Source organism: Rhizobium sp. Leaf306, assembly GCF_001423425.1.
GTDB classification, from domain to species: domain Bacteria; phylum Pseudomonadota; class Alphaproteobacteria; order Rhizobiales; family Rhizobiaceae; genus Neorhizobium; species Neorhizobium soli.
Map to the genome: position 1 here is coordinate 732,288 of NZ_LMNX01000002.1, position 16,174 is coordinate 748,461.

Genomic DNA, 16,174 nt, shown 5'->3' on the forward strand with positions numbered 1-16,174 from the left:
AACAGCTTCTTCAGGGTTTATCCGCCAACGAAAAAGCCGCCCTGAAAGGCGGCTTTTCTTGTTTTTGGCATTCCCTGCGGAGTGGCTCGCTCAGCTGAAGCGACCAGCCGCGTGGGCGAGCATGGTGTAGACCTTGCCCGTATCCGAGGTCAGGTAGCTCTGGGTGACCGTCTTGTCGCGGTCGGTGCGGGCGACGTCGGCGAGGAGCTTTTCGAAATCGGCGATGTAGCGATCGACGGCGGTGCGGAATTCCGGCTCGCGCTCGTATTTGCGCTTGATGTCGTCGAACGTCTGCTGGCCCTTCAGCGTGTAGAGGCGGCGTGTGAACACGTCGCGCTCGCCGCGCTGGTAACGGCGCCAGAGGTCGACCGAGGCGTCGTGATCGATCGCGCGGGCGATGTCGACCGACAGAGAGTTGAGTGATTCCACCATGTGACGCGGGTTGCGGTTGTCGCCGTTGGTGCGAACCGGCTGGGCCGGTTCGGCTGCTGCCGGGCGTGCAGGCTGCTGCGGCTGGCGGGCAACTGTGCCTGATGTATCGTCACGCGATGCACCGCGAAGGAGATCGCTGATCCAGCCGCCTTCACCTGGACGCTGCGTTGCGTCAGGCGCGCGGGAGACCGGGGCCTGAGGCTGTGCGAGAACCTGCGTTACAGGTGGCGTCTGTGACGGCGCCTGGGCAACCGGCTTGGTGACGCCCTGTGCGATGCTCGGCGTCGGACGATCGAGTGGCAGACTGTCACGAAGGACAGACGAGCCAAACGGTGCGCTCGTCGCGGCGGCCGGTGCCGTCGGGGCTGCAGGGCGCGGGGCCGCCGGCTGCGGAGCCGGCTGGGCGACCGGAGCAGGGCGTGACACTGCAACCGGCTCGGACACGTCGAGGCTCTGGGCGGACCGGCCGACTAGCTGCGAGATGTCCTGCAGGGCCTTGATCTGTTCAGCCACGGCACGGCGCATGGCGGCTGCGCTTTCCTTGGCTTCTTCGGGCAGATCGAACGCGCCGCGCTTCAGTTCGGTGCGAGTCGCATCGAGTTCCTGGCGAATGTCCTGGGCCGAGCGGCGGATCTCGTCGGTTGCGCCGGTAAAGCGGCCGATCGCCTCTTCAACCGAAACCCGCAGCGTATCGCGCAACTGCTGGGCTGCGCCATCGGTGCGGTTTGCGGCGTCGGCCAGCAGGCGCTCAATGTCGCCCATCGAACCGGTGATGCTGCCGCGCAGGCGCTCGGAGAGATCACGGGCGCGTGTTTCGGCATCCGACAGTGTCGTCTCGATGGCGCGGCTTGCCTCGTTGCCAGCCTCGCTCAGCGTCTCGCGCATAGCCTGGGCCGTGAGGTTGGCACGCTGCTGGGTTTCGCCCAGGCCGCGGCCGATATCGGCGAAGGAAGCGTGCAGGCTTTCGCGCAGCGATGCGCCGATCTGCGAGGTGCGATCTTCGGCGCGGGTAAAGGCGCCATCGACGAGCGAGGTCAGACCATTGAGCGTGCCTTCGATTTCCTCCGAACGCTTGACGAGACCGGCAGAGAGGGTGCGGAGCGCGGTCTGGCGTTCGTCGAGCGTGCTTGCAAGGTTCGACTGGGCAGCGCCGAGCAGCTCGGATGCCTGAGCGAGAACCTTGGAGTGATCGTCGAAGCGACCGACAATGCCGCCGACCTGGCTGAGCGTCTGGCCGGAAATGCTGACCAGGCGATCGATGTTGTTTTCGAGCAGGCGGCTCGAACCGTGCACGAGGTCGGCCGCGCTGTTGGCCGATTCGGCAAAGCGGTTGGCGGTCGCATCGAGCTTCTGATCGGCGTCGGACAACTGTTCGCTGACACGGTCCGCTGCCTGGCCGAGATTGCGGGCGGCCTGCTCGACGAGCGACGCGATGCCGGAATTGCTTTCGGCAAGACGCTCGATCAGGCTGTTGACGTTAGCCGACAGGCTCTGCTCGACGGCGCGCATGGCACCGGTGGCATTCTCTGTCCGCTGGCTGATGGCAGCGAGCGTCTCGTTGGTGCGGGCGGAAATCGCCTCCACCAGTGCGTCGTTCTCGTTGCGGATGCGGTCGGTCGTATCGCGGGCGGCCGTGGAAAGGCGCTCGGCGCTATCCTGTGCAGCCTGGCTGATGCGCTCGGCGGCAGACCGGCCGGTCTCGGCATATTCCTCGACCAGCGGCCGTGCCTTTTCGTCGATCAGCTTGGAGAGTTCGGCCGAACGGCTTGAGAGCATCGAGTTCAGGTCGCGGGTACGGCTGTCGAGTGACGAGCGGATCGATTCGCCACGGGCAGCGAGTGCCTTGTCGACGGCCGAAAGAGCGCTGTCGAGTTCGCCTGCGGTTTCGGCAAGGGTGTCGCGCAGAGACGTGCCGCGGGCATCGAGCGCCTTTTCGGCATCGCCAAGCGCTTCCGAAATCGCATTGACCTGCTTCTTCACCAGGCTGTCTGCTTCTGCGACCTTGTGGACGATCGCGTTGCCGGCTTCCGAGAAGGCCTGCGCCACGGTTGCCGCCTGACCGGCAAGCCGGTTCTGGGTTTCCGAAATGCGGTCGACGATATCGTTGGAGCGCTGTTCGATCGAGCGGGCAAACTCATCGTTGCGGGTGCTGAGTTCTTCCGTGAAGTCTGCGCCGGCGCGGGCAAGAAGCTCTGCCGAACGGCTGGCTTCGCTATCCATGCCCTGCGCTGCGGCGCTGACGGCGTCGCGCAGGCTGGAGGCGAGGCCGACAGCCTTGCCTTCGATGGTGCGCGACACGGCGTCTAGGCCGACGGTGAGCGCCCGGTCCATGGTACCGAGGCGTTCCTCGATGCGGGCGGTGCGTGTATCCAGCGTTTCGGCGATCCGATCCGAGGTTTCGGATCCGATGCGCTCAAATTCCTGCGTGCGGGATGCGAGCGCCTGATTGATGCGGTCTGCAGTTTCTCCCGACAAGCGCTCCAGTTCGGCCGTGCGATCACTCATCACGGTAGAAACGCGATCGGTCGCAAGGCTGGTAACGCGCTCCAGTTCCGCGGTGCGGGCGCCGAGTGCATCGGCGATACTGTTGCCGGCCGTGTCGACCAGGCTGGTCGCATTGCCCAGTTCCGAGCGGATGCGTTCTTCCAGACCACCGAAGGTCGTCTCGATCCGGGTGCCGGCGCCATCGAGGGCGGTAGAAACGCCGCCGACAGTTTCTTCGACGCGGCTCGAGAATCCCTCTGCGGAGGCTGTGATTTCGCGGGCGGCTTCGTTGAGCTGGCCTGCAATCGCGCCGACGTTTTCGCGCAGACGCGTTTCCAGGTTTTCACCGGCGCCGTCGATCGTGGCGCGCAGCGATTCCTGCTGGGCTTCGAGGGACATTTCCAGCATGCCGGCGCTGGTTGCGATGGTGGCGCCGATCGATGTTGCCTGATCCAGCATCAGGTCGGCCAGATGGTTTTGCGCATTGGTGAGCGTGCTGGCAATCAGGCCGCCGCGATCGTCGAGTGTCGAGCGAATGCGCTCGTAGCCGCCATCGAGTGTAGACGAGAGCTGGCGGTTTGCGGTGTCGAGCGTCTCGGCCATCTGACCGTGTGCCGTCGTGACCTTTTCGGATATGTCGCGGCTTGCGGTATCGACGACGCCTGAGATCTGTACGGCAGCGGTGCCGACCGTGTCGCTGATGGTGCGGGTTGCTCCATCCAAGGTCGAGGCGATGTTGCGCGTTGCGTCGCCGACGGACTGGGAGATGTTCTGGGCGCCCGAACCGACCGTCGAGGAAATCTCGTAGTTGGCGGCGCCGAGCGTCTGCGCGATGTCCTGTCCGGCTGTGGCAAGCGTATCGGCGAGCTGCTGGTGACCGAGGCCGATCGTTGCAGCAATCCGCTGCTGGGTGGCGTCGAAGGTTTCGTCCATCCGCTGCAGGCCATCGGCCATGCCGGTTTCGAAGCGGCTGGTGCCATCGGTGAGGGCGGATTCAATACGTGTGGCTGCGCCACCGACCGAGTTTTCGAGACGAGCGCTGCCACCGTCGAGGATGCGGGACAGTTCCGCAGCCTGGGTTTCGAGCGTGATGTCGAGGCCGAGCTGGCCGTCCTGGTAGGCACTGCGGATTGCATCCGTGCGATCTGCAAACGCGCTTTCGATGCGTTCCGCTGCACCGCCGACGGATGTCTCAAGCTGCGCGCTGCCGGACTGGATGATGCGCGACAGTTCCGAGGCGTGGGTCTCGAGCGTGATGTCGAGGCCGAGCTGGCCTTCCTGATAGGCGCTGCGGATGGCATCGGTACGATCGGCAAAGGCGCTTTCGATGCGCTGGGCTGCACCGCCGACGGACGTCTCAAGCTTCTCGCTACCGCCCTGGATGATGCGGGTGAGTTCCGAAGCGTGCGTTTCGAGTGTGATGTCGAGGCCGAGCTGGCCTTCCTGATAGGCGGTGCGGATCGCATCGGTACGATCGGCAAAGGCGCTTTCGATACGCTGGGCTGCGCCGCCGACGGATGTCTCAAGCTTCTCGCTGCCGCCTTCGATGATGCGGGTAAGTTCCGAAGCGTGCGTTTCGAGTGTGATGTCGAGGCCGAGCTGACCTTCCTGATAGGCAGTGCGGATTGCGTCGGTACGATCTGCGAACGCCGTTTCGATACGCTGGGCTGCGCCGCCGACGGATGTCTCAAGCTTCTCGCTGCCGCCTTCGATGATGCGGGTGAGTTCCGAGGCATGCGTTTCGAGCGAGATGTCGAGACCGAGCTGACCTTCCTGATAGGCGTTGCGGATCGCTTCGGTACGATCGGCGAAGGCGCTCTCGATGCGCTGGGCTGCGCCGCCGACGGATGTCTCAAGCTTCTCGCTGCCGCCTTCGATGATGCGGGTGAGTTCCGAGGCATGCGTTTCGAGTGTAATGTCGAGACCGAGCTGACCTTCCTGATAGGCGTTGCGGATCGCGTCGGTGCGATCGGCAAAGGCAGCTTCAATGCGGCCGGCAACCCCTTCTACGGAATTCTCGAGGCGTTCGCTGCCGCCGTCGAGAATGCGCGCCAGTTCCGAGGTCTGGGTCGCAAGCGTGATGTCGAGACCAATCTGGCCGTCCTGATAGACGCTGCGGATCGCTTCGGTGCGTTCGGCCAACGTGGCTTCGATCCGTTCGGCTGCACCGCCGACAGACTTATCGAGCCGTTCGCTGCCGCTGTCGATGATGCGGGAAAGCTCGGAGACGTGGCTTTCGAGCGAGAGATCGAGACCGAGCTGGCCGTCCGTATAGGCCGTGCGGATTGCTTCGGCGCGAGCGGCGAACGTGTGTTCGATACGGCTGTCTGCATCCGATACGGCGCCGATCAGAGCTGCCGTCTTTTCTTCGAGTGCGCCTGTGAGGCGATCTTCGTGCAGGGCAAGCGAAGTCGCGATGTCCATCGATCGGTCATCGAAGATCTCAGCGAGGCGGTCGCGGTTGGCGGCAAGCGTCGTGTCGAGGCTCGTCACCTTGCGCTCCAGTTCGCTGCCGAGCCGGATCTCGCTGTCGGACAGCGCCTTCGACAGGACTTCAGTCTTGTCGTCGAACATTGAAGAGAGGCGCTCGGGTGTTCCCGACATCAGCTCGCTGATTGCCGAGGTGCGGCTGTCGAGGACTTCTGCAAGACGATCGTGGCTGCCGGTGACCGCATCGATGAGGGCGTCCGCGCGCGAACCGACGGCGCCCTCGAAACGGGCCTGGCTATCGGAGAGTGCGGCGGCGAGTGCCGTGCCGCGTTCGACCATGACGGCGTCGACCTTGTTGTGGGCGTCGCCGAAGCTGTGGCTGATTTCGTTGCTGCGAGCAGCAAGCGCATCGGAAAATTCGCGGGCGCGGTTTTCGAGCATGGAGTCCAGCACTTCCTGGCCGGTTCCAAGCGTCGTTGCGAGCGCCAGCGACTGGTCGGTCAGTGCATTGCCGATCCGGTCGATGCTGGACGACAGGATGCCTTCGATCGCATCCGAACCGCCTGCGACGGTTTCGTTGATGCGGGCGAGGCTGTCCATCAGCTTGCTATCAAGCGTGCCGGCGCGCTGGTCGAATGCCGTGGTAAAATGCGACAGGCCGTCGTCGAAGGTTGCCGAAAGCTGGCCAACGGTTGCCTGGAGACGGTCTTCGAACAGGCCGGAGCGGAGGTCGAGATCCATGATTGCGTCGTCGGACGCGGTCTGGAGGCTCTGGCGGAATGTGGCGCTCTTCTGGTCGAGCGAGCGGTTGAGCGCGGCGATTGCCGTGTCCAGCGTGCCGCCGAGCGTCTTCTCGCTGTCGTTTAGGCCCTCGGTGATTTCGCGGGTGCGGGCGAGCAGCGTCTCGTTGAGCTGACGGGTACGGTCGGCGAGGGCGGCGTTCAGCTTTTCGGTGTTGGCATCGATGGTCGACGCACGGGTTTCGAACTGGCCGAGCAATTCCTGACCGCGTTCGGACATGGTCGATGTGAGCGTGTCGAGGCGGATATCGAACTCGGTGGCCAGAGCGATACCGGACGATGCCAGGCTCGAGACAAGGTTTTCGGCACGGGCGGCCATCAGGGAGCTGAGCGCTTCACCGGCAGCCTCGGATTTTGCGATGAGAGACGCGGCGCGGGTGTCGATCATCGAGGCAAAGGCCTCGCCTGACGTGGCAAGGCGAACGGAGATCTCCTCTGTCGACAGCGACAGGTCTTCCTTCAGCTGCTCGTGCACGCCGACGATCGACGAGCGGATACGTTCTGCGTGGTTGACGATCGCGTCGCGCTCGGCGCCGAGTTCGTGAACCAGGCCGCGGACGCGCAGCTCGTTGTCTGTATAGCTGCGTTCCAGCGCGTTGACTTCGGAATGAACCAGCGTTTCCAGCTCGGAGGCACGCGCAATGGTGCGCTCGATGCCTTCGTTCATCGCAGACACTTCGCGGCGGACAGCCTGGCCGACCGACATGATGCGCTCGGAGGCAATGGTTTCCGGTTCGGAGAGACGCAGGGCCACTTCCGCCATCGAGCGGGCCGCATTGCGCAGATCAGCAGCTCTCGCCATCATGATCGCGAAGGCGAAGAAAAGCATGATCGGCAGCAGGATGCCGACGACGAGGGCGACGATTCCCGGTGCAGCGAGGACGCCGGCGACCGAGGTGAATTCCCACAGCTGGCTGCCGTAGATCAGCTGGCCGAGACCGATACCCGCAACAACCCAGAAGAACGAGATAATGGCGGCATTGCGGACGGCGCTCTTGATCGAGCCGCCTTCGAGCGAACGAAGAATCGCATTCGGGGTGCGGCGACCGGCATCATTGGCCGGCTCGAAAGCGGGCTGTCGGGCTGTCGTTTCGGGACCGGCCTGACGAGGCGGAGCGGATTGCGGATTTTGTGAGGACGATGGGGAGCGCTGCCTTGGCGTATCCGACACTCTGGTCTCCGAAGCGGTCTGAGTTGGTCGGGCGCGAGGCTGCTCGCCGTTGAAGTCGATCTTCAGCGCTTCTTCCAGTGCCTGGAAAGCCGTCTCATCGACCGACTCGCTGCTCGTTTTCTTCGCCATGCGGTTACGCCTCGTTACACTCACCCGGCGCTTTCGTTCCAGCTCTGCCGCCTGCAGGCTGGAAGTCGGGTCGCCGACCGGAACCCGGCCCGTGCGTCATGCTGGCCGCAATTCCACTTTACTCACAATTCGAACGGCCGTTGTTGCAAACGGATGATAATGAAAGCTTACCACCGTTCCGCCGCCAGACGCAGGATGGTTTACACACCCATCTCAACCGTCCTGTAGTGACACATTCGTGTCTTTCACACAATTGCTCGGCCGGGATCGGCCCGGAAAGCAGATTTGTTGTTAACAGAATTTAAACCACGAAAAATGTCGAAACCCCTGACATTTCGTGAGGTTGATGGAAATTAACCATGTCCCGAAATTTGCGCCGTGATTGTGCCGGAATTTAACGGGATAGGCAGCCGCTGTCCCGCATCACTGGGACGCATGATTGAGCCCCAAAGAGGAACAGAGTTTCATGTCAGCGGCGAATACTGCTTTTTCAACGCCCACTAGCCCGCGCGGGGCATGTCCTTCGCAGTCGCGCCCGATCGATCTCGTGCATCTTGCCCGCCAGACGATGGGCGACAAGACACTGGAAAACGAAGTGCTGATGATGTTTGCCCGCAACGCCCGCCGGGCGCTGCAGGACATGACGGGCGCAGACGCTGCCGGGGTTGCGATGACGGCGCATCGCCTGAGGGGGGCTGCATCTGCGGTCGGCGCGTTCGGCGTTTCCAAAGCGGCAGAGAAACTGGAAGCAGACGGTGCCGACGCCGCGCATTTGGCCGCGCTTGCCGCGTGTGTCGTGGAAGCCGAGAACTTCATCCTGAAACTCTGCCGCTGATCCGTGACAGTTGGAGGGCGCCGCAAGACAACGGCGCGTCGTCCGTTCGTGTTGACTGGACCGGTGATTTATCGGAAGACAACCGGCCAAGACTGCCACTCAATGCGGATTTCCTGATTATGACGAAACTGACCCTCGTTGCCTTCGACGGTACGCGCTTCGATATCGAAGCTGACAACGGCTCCACAGTGATGGAGAACGCCGTGCGCAATTCCGTGCCAGGCATAGAGGCCGAATGCGGCGGCGCCTGTGCCTGTGCCACCTGTCATGTCTATGTCGACGATGGCTGGACCGAAAAGGTCGGTCCTCCGGCAGCGATGGAAGAAGACATGCTCGACTTCGCCTTTGAGGTGAAGCCGACCTCGCGGCTGTCCTGTCAGATCAAGATCAAGGCCGATCTCGACGGTCTGATCGTGCACGTTCCAGAACGTCAGGCCTGAACCAAACCAGACGACCCTCTTCCAAAAAAATGCCTCGCTGCGCAGTTAGCGCAAGCGAGGCAAGGCAGGCGCATAGCCGCAAGGCGAGGGAGGAAAACGCCTGCGGCCGCAATTGCGCCGGGGAGACCTGTGAAGCTTGTACAAGGCAACAACGCGGGACCTCTCTCGGTCCAAGTGCCTGATCGCGGCCGCGAACATCTGCGGCGCCTGAACGGGTGGATCCGGGCACCGTGGCCGGGATCGCGGGCGGCTGGATGACCCTTGATATGGGTCGTTGGCAGCGCCGTTCTGTTGCTACGGTTTTAGCCCAGACACACACATTAGTATATTGTTATAAGTCACCGATGAATGACAGGGTGGTGCGAAAGCTCCGCGCAAGTCTTGGGAAAGGTCGGGCTACGGGTCGGTTGATTGGCTGTGCCGATCGATGTCGTCTTTCGTTGCCCGATCAGTCGCGCTTCATCCGGTATTTCAGAAGACGGGTCATCCGCTCGTCGAAGTTCTTCGACTCGACCTGGTCGAACCGCATCTGTTCCCGGTCGTGTGCTTCCAGAAGATCGCGAGTCGCATCGGCGACCTTCTTTTCGAGGCTATCACAACTGCTGGGCGTCGATAGGTCCAGAAGCTGTCTCTCGAGAATGCGGGCATGGGTGCGGGCAATCTCGGCATGGCGTTCTTCGTGGCGCTTGATGTCTGCCGAAAGCGTGTCCCATATCATGCCAAGATCCGCGTCTGCACGACGTCGATTGATCCAGCGTGGCAGAACGATATGGGTACGCAGTGTGACCCTTGCGGCGCCGACCGTGCATCGATTGGCGCGCTCGACATAGGTCACTTCCCCGCCGAATTTGATTTCGGTTGCACCGGGATGACGGTGGCCGGTCGTGCGGGTCAGCGGACCGCGTTTTTCCAGCTCCTTGTCGAGGTCTTCGGCAGTTTTGCCGCCGATCTGAAAATACGAGTAAGTCTTGGTGATGATCGGTGCGGCCGATGCGGGAGAGGCGAAGACGCCTGCAAGAAGTACGGTACCGATGAGACGGCGAACCGCGCGCATTGAAAACATTCTGTGGCCTGCAACGTTGAACTTTAAAAGAGCTTGGGGCATAGCGAGACCAAGCGCAACACGAGGTCCCTGAATTTTGCGTCAACTCTCCGAAGATGATTGGCCGGTGATATCGCGGCGCAACACGCACTGGCAATTGGCGCGCGGACGCGTGCTGGAACTCGGCGCGCAAGGCCATATCATGGCGATCGTCAACGTGACCCCAGACTCGTTTTCCGACGGCGGTCGGCATGCGCAAACGGATGGCGCCGTGCGGCATGCGCTGAGCTGCGTCGCCGAAGGTGCTGCCATCCTCGATATCGGTGGCGAATCGACACGGCCCGGCGCGGCGGCGGTGACGCCTGCCGAAGAACAGGATCGCATCCTGCCGGTGATCGAGAAGCTTGTCGGCGAAACCGACGCTATCATCTCGGTCGATACCTATCGTGCGGTAACGGCGCGGCTGGCGATGGCTGCCGGCGCCCACGTCATCAATGACGTACATGGACTTCAGCGCGAACCCGATATGGCTGACGTCGCGGCCGAGACAGGTGCCGGTATCTGCATCATGCATACGGGACGCGACCGGACGGATCGACGTGCGGACATGATCGAAGACCAGCAGTATTTCCTCACGCGGTCTCTCAAGATCGCGCATGCTGCCGGGATCAAGGATGCGGCGATCGTGCTCGATCCCGGGTTCGGATTTGCCAAGAACCGGGACGACGACATGGAACTGATCGCCCGCTTTCGCGAGTTGCAGTCACTCGGATTTCCCTTGCTCGCCGGGACGTCGCGGAAGCGGTTTGTCGGTTCAGTCACGATGCGGGATCCGGCCGATCAGCGGGATATCGGCACGGCTGCAACGACTGCGATCCTCCGACTCGCTGGTGCGGCGATCTTCCGGGTTCATAATGTCGCGGCCAACCGCGATGCCCTGCTGATGGCAGATGCGGTTCTGGCGTCCCGTGCGGCGCAACGGGAGGAGAGCTGATGGGGACCTACAGCATCGCCTTGAAAAACTGCGCCTTCTTCGCTCGTCATGGAGCCTTTGCGGAAGAAGAGAGGCTCGGTCAGCGATTCTATGTCGATCTCGTCATGCATGTGGATGCCGAAGAAGCGCTGGAGGACGACAACGTCGAGAGCACCGTGCACTATGGCAAAGCCTATGAAATCGTCGAGAGGATCGTGACCGGCACGCGCCGCAACCTGATCGAGACGCTGGCCAAGGACATTGCTAGGGCGCTTTGCGCCTGGTCGTCGCAGATCCGAAGGGTCGAGGTGACGGTGCGTAAGCCGAGCGTGCCGATCCCGGGAATTCTTGATCATGCCGAAGTGAGGATCGAGCATGTCGCGTGACGGCTCGATGAAATTGGTAGCCCTTGGGCTCGGCGGTAACGTCGGTGATCCGCGGGCTGCGATGGCAGATGCGTTGAGGGAACTCGATGCCCGATCGGACTGTCGGGTGCTCGCCGTATCCCGGCTTTATGCCACGCCGCCATGGGGAAAGACGGATCAGGCCGAGTTCCTGAACTGCTGCGCCCTGATCGAGACCTCGCTTCATCCCGAGTCGCTTCTCGATGTCTGTCTTGATATGGAAAGGCGGCGCAAGCGTGAGCGCGTCGAGCGCTGGGGCCCGAGAACCATCGATATCGACATCCTGACCTACGGCGACAGCGCGTATCACTCCGAGACGCTGGAGCTTCCCCATCCGCGCATGACGGCGAGGGGCTTTGTGATGATGCCGCTTGCCGATGTCGCGCCCGAAATGGTCCTCGGACAGAAAAATGTCCGCGACTGGCTGGCAGAGGCGGACATCGAAGGCATTAGGATCGCTGACGCAGACAGGGATTGGTGGATTAGGGCTTGATCGAACCGACGGCGATCGAATCCAGATCGCGATCCAGCGACAGGCCGATCACGGGCACCATCTGGTCTTCGACCTTCACCGAAATGGTGATGTTCATCTTGTTCTCGCCGCGCAGGCTGGCGACCATGGCGCCGTTCAGCTGGGCACGGTTGATGCCCATCACGACCTTGTCGCCATTGACGGAGCCGGAGACGATGTCGAGGCCCTTGCCCTGGGCGCCGTCCAGGAACTTGCCGGAATAGCCGGTGCTGCTCTGGCTGATGACCGCGGACATCGGCTGCTGGAAAACGCCGACGCGGCAGGTGCCATCGAGCTTGATGCCGACAGTGCCATCCGGCTGTGCAGCGCCAATCAGGTTGCAGCTGAACTTCGTACCCTTGTACTTGCCCGCGACGATTTCGCCCGGACCCTTCCAGACGCCACCGACCTGCTGGAAAAAGGATTTGTCACGCGAAGCCGCGGAGGCCTCCGGTGCCAGGGCGGGAGCAGTTGCGATGGTCAGTGCAACGATGCCACCGAAAAGCGAAAAGAAGCGCGAATACATGTGCTTTCCCTTGGAAACCAGAAACTTCAAGTGCCTCGCAAATTAGCTTGGAATGGTTAATGACTGGTATCTTTTCGGGTCATTAAGGGTCACAGAGGCGCGATCAATCGGTCTTGCGCGGGCCGACGGGAGAGATGTCGGACATGAAATCGCCGATCCCCGGGCGCTTCACAGCGTGGAAGGGAAGAGGGCGGCAAAGATCCATCGCGGCAATGCCGATACGCGCCGTCAGCAGGCCGTTGATGACGCCTTCGCCGAGTTTGCTTGAAAGCCTCGATGCCAAACCATGGCCCAGAACCTGCTGAGCGATTCCGTCTCCAACTGCGATCGAACCTGTCACCGCCAGATGCGCCATCACGTCCCGCATGAGCTTCAACAGTCCGAGCGTGCCTGGGCGCCCGCCGTAGAGGTCCGCCATCGCGCGGATCAGTCGTGTCACCTCGAACAGGACATAGACGAGATCAACGACCGCGCGGGGGCTGACAGCGGTGACGACCGAGACCCGTTTCGAGGCGCCAAGAATGAGGACGCGTGCCTGCCGGTCGAGCGGCGACAGGAGTTCTCGCTCGGCGAGATCGATGAGTTGTGGCCCGTCGATGATGTCGTCTTTCGTCGCATCGAGCGCGGCACGTCCGCGGGCGGTCTCCGCCCGGTGACCTGTCAGTTTCGTGAGCGCGGCGACGACGGTTCTGGCTGCCGTCGGCCTTGGTGATTTCAGGGCGTCTTCCGCTTGCGTCTTCAGCGTCTGGACCGCAGCAAGCCGCATCATCCCGATGATTTCGCGACCGACCATGACCAGAAGCGCGACGATGCCGACGCCCAGCGCTGCCGCTGCGGCGTAACCGAGCCAGTCGGACCGTGCAAAGAGATCCCGGATGATCCGATCCGCCCAGAGGCCGAACGCAAGCGACAGGAACGTGCCGAAGGCCGCGGCCGCGAGGTTGGCGAAGGAGAAACGCTTCCGCTTCACCGGCACGGCGACGGCCAGCGCGTCTGGTGAAAGTTCCTGCGGGCTGATGAACGGATCGAGCTCGTCCGGCGTGATGGCGATGCCATCGTCAAACCGGCGGGGTGCGCGGTTCGGGTGGGTCTGTGGCTCTTCTTTCGTCGGAATGTCGTCGTCTACGACGAAGGAAGTTGGGCGGCGGCGGTCATCGGTGATCTTGCGGTCGGTCATGCGAGGCGATCTCCCAGCAGGAACTGCATGGCGCGGTCTAGCCTGATATGCGGGACCGATAGGGTAATGCCGCCCTTTTCGTCGAGGGCTGGGGGTCGGAAACGAACCACGTTGACATCAGGAAGCTCGGAACCCGGCTGACCGAGCTGGCGAAACAAGGCCTCCGGGTCGGCCGGTAGGTCTCCCGGGAAGATCGCCGTCTGGCGCGTGCCGTCAAAGACTTCGCCATTGATGGTTTCGCCCGCCATCGGGGTGCCGACGATGACCGGCAGCTGATGGCTGCCGTCCTTGACCGAGGCCTCGCGCGTGGCGCGCACGGAGGCGATTGCCATCACGTCGATGCCGGCGCCGGCCATGCCGATCCGCTCGATGGCGCGGTCGACGAGCCGGCCGGTCAGGCGTTCCAGCCGGTCGTGGCTTTCATGATGCAGATGGTCGGCTTTGGTGGCCGCGACCAGCACCTTGTCGATGCGCCGGCCGACGAGCGACGAGAAGAAGCTGTTGTGGCCGGGACGGAAGCAGGCGAGTACGTCGGTCAGTGCGCGTTCCAGATCCTGCACGGCCTCGGGGCCACGGTTGATCGCCTGGAGCGCGTCGATCAGCACGATCTGCCGGTCGAGACGCGCGAAATGCTCGCGGAAGAAGGGTTTGACGACGATTGTCTTGTAGGCGTCGTAGCGGCGCTCCATCATTGCCCGGAACGACCCCTTCGGGGCCGGCGTATCCGGAAGATCGGCGAGGGGCGCAAAGGTGAGGGCGGGCGAACCTTCCAGGTCGCCGGGCATCAGAAATCGCCCGGGCGGCAGGGTGGAGAGCGAGCGCTCATCAGATTTGCAGGCTTTCAGGTAGGCCGCAAAACTCTCGGCCAGCCGACGCGCGGTTCCTTCGTCCGCCGGTGCGTCCATGTCTATGCCGGAGGCGAACGAAAGCCAGTCCTTCGACAACTCGGCGCGAATGCCGGTCCGGGCAAGGTCTACGGTGTTGCGGCTGAAGGTCTCGTAATCCTGTGCCAGCAGCGGCAGATCGAGCAGCCATTCGCCGGGATAGTCGACGATGTCGATCGAAAGCCTTCCGCGGGAAAACATCCGGTTCCATCCACTGGCGCTTTGATATTCCAGCGTGACGCGGAGTTCCGAGATCGCGCGCGTCGAATCCGGCCAGATCCGTTCGCGCACCAGTGCGTCGATGTGATCCTCATACTGGAAGCGCGGTATCGCGTCGTCCGGCTGCTGCTCGAGCCGCGCCTGCGAGACCCGGCCGGAGCGCATTGCCTCGAACAGCGGCAGTCGGCCGCCGTTCAGGAGATTGTGGACAAGCGACGAGATGAACACTGTCTTGCCGGCACGCGACAAGCCGGTAACGCCAAGCCGCATCGACGGGTTGACCAAGTTCGAGGCGCGATCGGCGAGATTATCGAGAGCAATCTTCGCGTCGTCGGTGATACTGGTGAGCGCTGGCGGCAAGGTTTCGTCCCAAAACTGTTTGTCGCTATATAGGGACCGTCAGGCAATGCGCAAAGGGATGGGATGCCTTGGAATCTGTGGTCACGGCGTGATGAAATCCGTCAGGTTCCATGCGGGTCGCGAGCCGTCGCTTCGGCCTGCGTGATCGATGACAGCAAGGCCTGCCGTCGGATACCCTGAGGGCAGGGCGCGGGCTGCATGCTCTTTTCCGATCAGTTCCCCGAACACGTCCTCGATCGTCGGGTTATGCCCGACGAGCATCACCGATCCGCTGCGGTCGCTGGTGAAAATCAGCGCGAGATAGGTGCCGACCGATCCGTTGTAGACCTCGTCGATGAATTCGGGCTCGATGGTTTCGCTGATTGCGCGGCGCACCGCCTCCGCAGTCTGGCGGCAACGCATAGCCGTCGAACTGATGACAGCGTCGGGGCGGTAGCGACGGTCCGCCGCCTTGTCGGCAACGATTTCCGCTTCGGCGAAACCATCCGTCGTCAGTGTTCGATCGAAATCTCTCTGACCCTGTTCCGGGTTGGCCGCCCGGCCGTGCCGGAGGAGGTAGATGCGTGACGGCGGCGGCGCGAGTGTCGGCATATCGGTGAAAGACGCCATTTCATTCTCCTTTGACCGCCTGGACGGTAATTCCGTGACTTCGGAACTTCAACCACGCCTGCGCCATGATTGCCAGTTGCGCTGCCCAGGATCCGGTTTCAACCGAAGTCGATTAAAGCATAGAAAATAGTCATTTAGCTGATTTTTGTGACAATTTTAAAATTGCCTCAATAACGAGCGGAAGGCTTGAACCGGAACAACCAAAGCGATATAGAGCGGCCACGAGATGTTCTTCAGGAGAATCGCGTTGAGTGAGAAGATCGATCTTAGCAATTATGTACTCTCGGAAACCGACGAGTTCATGAATGCAAACCAGAAGGCGTATTTCCGGGCAAAACTGACGGCCTGGAGAAACGATATCCTGCGGGAGGCGCGGGAGACTCTGGATCATCTGGCAGAGGAAAGTGCCAACCATCCCGATCTGGCCGATCGCGCATCTTCGGAAACCGATAGAGCCATCGAGCTTCGTGCCCGTGACCGGCAGCGCAAGTTGATCTCCAAGATCGACGCGGCGATGCAGCGCATCGACGACGGGACCTATGGCTATTGCGAAGAAACCGGCGAGCCAATCGGACTGAAGCGTCTTGACGCCCGGCCGATCGCAACCCTGTCGATCGAGGCCCAGGAGCGGCACGAGCGTCGCGAAAAGGTCTATCGCGACGAATGATTTCTGCTTGACGCATGGTCTACGGCAGAAACGACAAAAGGCACGGGAAACCGTGCCTTTTGTCGTTTGATGTCATGGATA

12 protein-coding genes are annotated in these 16,174 nt (G+C 62.3%); 6 read left to right on the plus strand and 6 right to left on the minus strand.

The genetic code is table 11. From position 1 onward, the window contains the following. Positions 1-90: 90 nt before the first annotated feature. Positions 91-7,446 (minus strand): hypothetical protein, encoded by a 7,356-nt coding sequence (locus ASG19_RS11290; protein WP_062456600.1) that lies wholly within the window; start codon positions 7,444-7,446, stop codon positions 91-93. Between the two features lie 466 nt (positions 7,447-7,912). On the opposite strand from ASG19_RS11290, the gene ASG19_RS11295 reads away from it, so the two are divergent. Together ASG19_RS11295 and ASG19_RS11300 are read left to right on the plus strand one after the other, a co-directional pair. Continuing rightward, entirely contained in the window at positions 7,913-8,281 is a 369-nt protein-coding gene (locus ASG19_RS11295) for an Hpt domain-containing protein (RefSeq protein ID WP_062456603.1), read from the plus strand. Between the two features lie 119 nt (positions 8,282-8,400). Further along, positions 8,401-8,721 carry a 2Fe-2S iron-sulfur cluster-binding protein gene (locus tag ASG19_RS11300; RefSeq protein WP_062456606.1) on the plus strand — a complete coding sequence of 107 codons (321 nt, stop codon included), beginning with the start codon at positions 8,401-8,403 and terminating at the stop codon, positions 8,719-8,721. A 448-nt stretch (positions 8,722-9,169) separates the two neighbouring features. Here ASG19_RS11300 and ASG19_RS11305 read toward each other — a convergent pair whose 3' ends face one another. Then, entirely contained in the window at positions 9,170-9,784 is a 615-nt protein-coding gene (locus tag ASG19_RS11305; protein ID WP_082471927.1) for a DUF922 domain-containing protein, read from the minus strand. A 181-nt stretch (positions 9,785-9,965) separates the two neighbouring features. Between ASG19_RS11305 and folP the strand changes: the two genes are divergently transcribed. The 3 genes from folP to folK are packed head-to-tail and all read left to right on the plus strand — an operon-like array spanning position 9,966 to position 11,633. Then, entirely contained in the window at positions 9,966-10,757 is a 792-nt protein-coding gene (folP, locus tag ASG19_RS11310) for a dihydropteroate synthase (protein ID WP_082471952.1), read from the plus strand. Then, on the plus strand, positions 10,757-11,122 hold the full coding sequence (folB, locus tag ASG19_RS11315) for a dihydroneopterin aldolase (RefSeq protein WP_062456612.1): 366 nt from the start codon (positions 10,757-10,759) through the stop codon (positions 11,120-11,122). The genes folP and folB overlap by 1 nt, the downstream gene beginning before the upstream one ends. 7 nt (positions 11,123-11,129) lie before the next feature. Beyond that, the gene (gene folK, locus ASG19_RS11320) at positions 11,130-11,633 is read left to right on the plus strand and encodes a 2-amino-4-hydroxy-6-hydroxymethyldihydropteridine diphosphokinase (RefSeq protein ID WP_082476318.1); all 504 of its coding nucleotides are present in this window, start codon (positions 11,130-11,132) and stop codon (positions 11,631-11,633) included. Here folK and ASG19_RS11325 read toward each other — a convergent pair. The 4 genes from ASG19_RS11325 to ASG19_RS11340 form a co-directional block, all read right to left on the minus strand. After that, complete coding sequence (locus ASG19_RS11325; RefSeq protein WP_062456618.1) at positions 11,623-12,177, minus strand: hypothetical protein; 555 nt, start codon at positions 12,175-12,177, stop codon at positions 11,623-11,625. The two genes, folK and ASG19_RS11325, sit on opposite strands and share 11 nt — an antisense overlap. Before the next feature lie 103 nt (positions 12,178-12,280). Further along, positions 12,281-13,354: a TIGR01620 family protein gene (locus tag ASG19_RS11330; protein ID WP_062456620.1), complete on the minus strand. Its 1,074-nt coding sequence runs from the start codon at positions 13,352-13,354 to the stop codon at positions 12,281-12,283. Next, the gene (locus tag ASG19_RS11335; protein ID WP_062456623.1) at positions 13,351-14,817 is read right to left on the minus strand and encodes a YcjX family protein; all 1,467 of its coding nucleotides are present in this window, start codon (positions 14,815-14,817) and stop codon (positions 13,351-13,353) included. The genes ASG19_RS11330 and ASG19_RS11335 overlap by 4 nt, the downstream gene beginning before the upstream one ends. Before the next feature lie 81 nt (positions 14,818-14,898). Further along, positions 14,899-15,408: a histidine phosphatase family protein gene (locus ASG19_RS11340; protein WP_062458026.1), complete on the minus strand. Its 510-nt coding sequence runs from the start codon at positions 15,406-15,408 to the stop codon at positions 14,899-14,901. 265 nt (positions 15,409-15,673) lie between these two features. Between ASG19_RS11340 and dksA the strand changes: the two genes are divergently transcribed. Next, positions 15,674-16,093, plus strand: coding sequence for an RNA polymerase-binding protein DksA (gene dksA, locus ASG19_RS11345; RefSeq protein WP_062456626.1), 420 nt, complete (start codon positions 15,674-15,676; stop codon positions 16,091-16,093). The last annotated feature ends 81 nt before the right edge of the window (positions 16,094-16,174 follow it).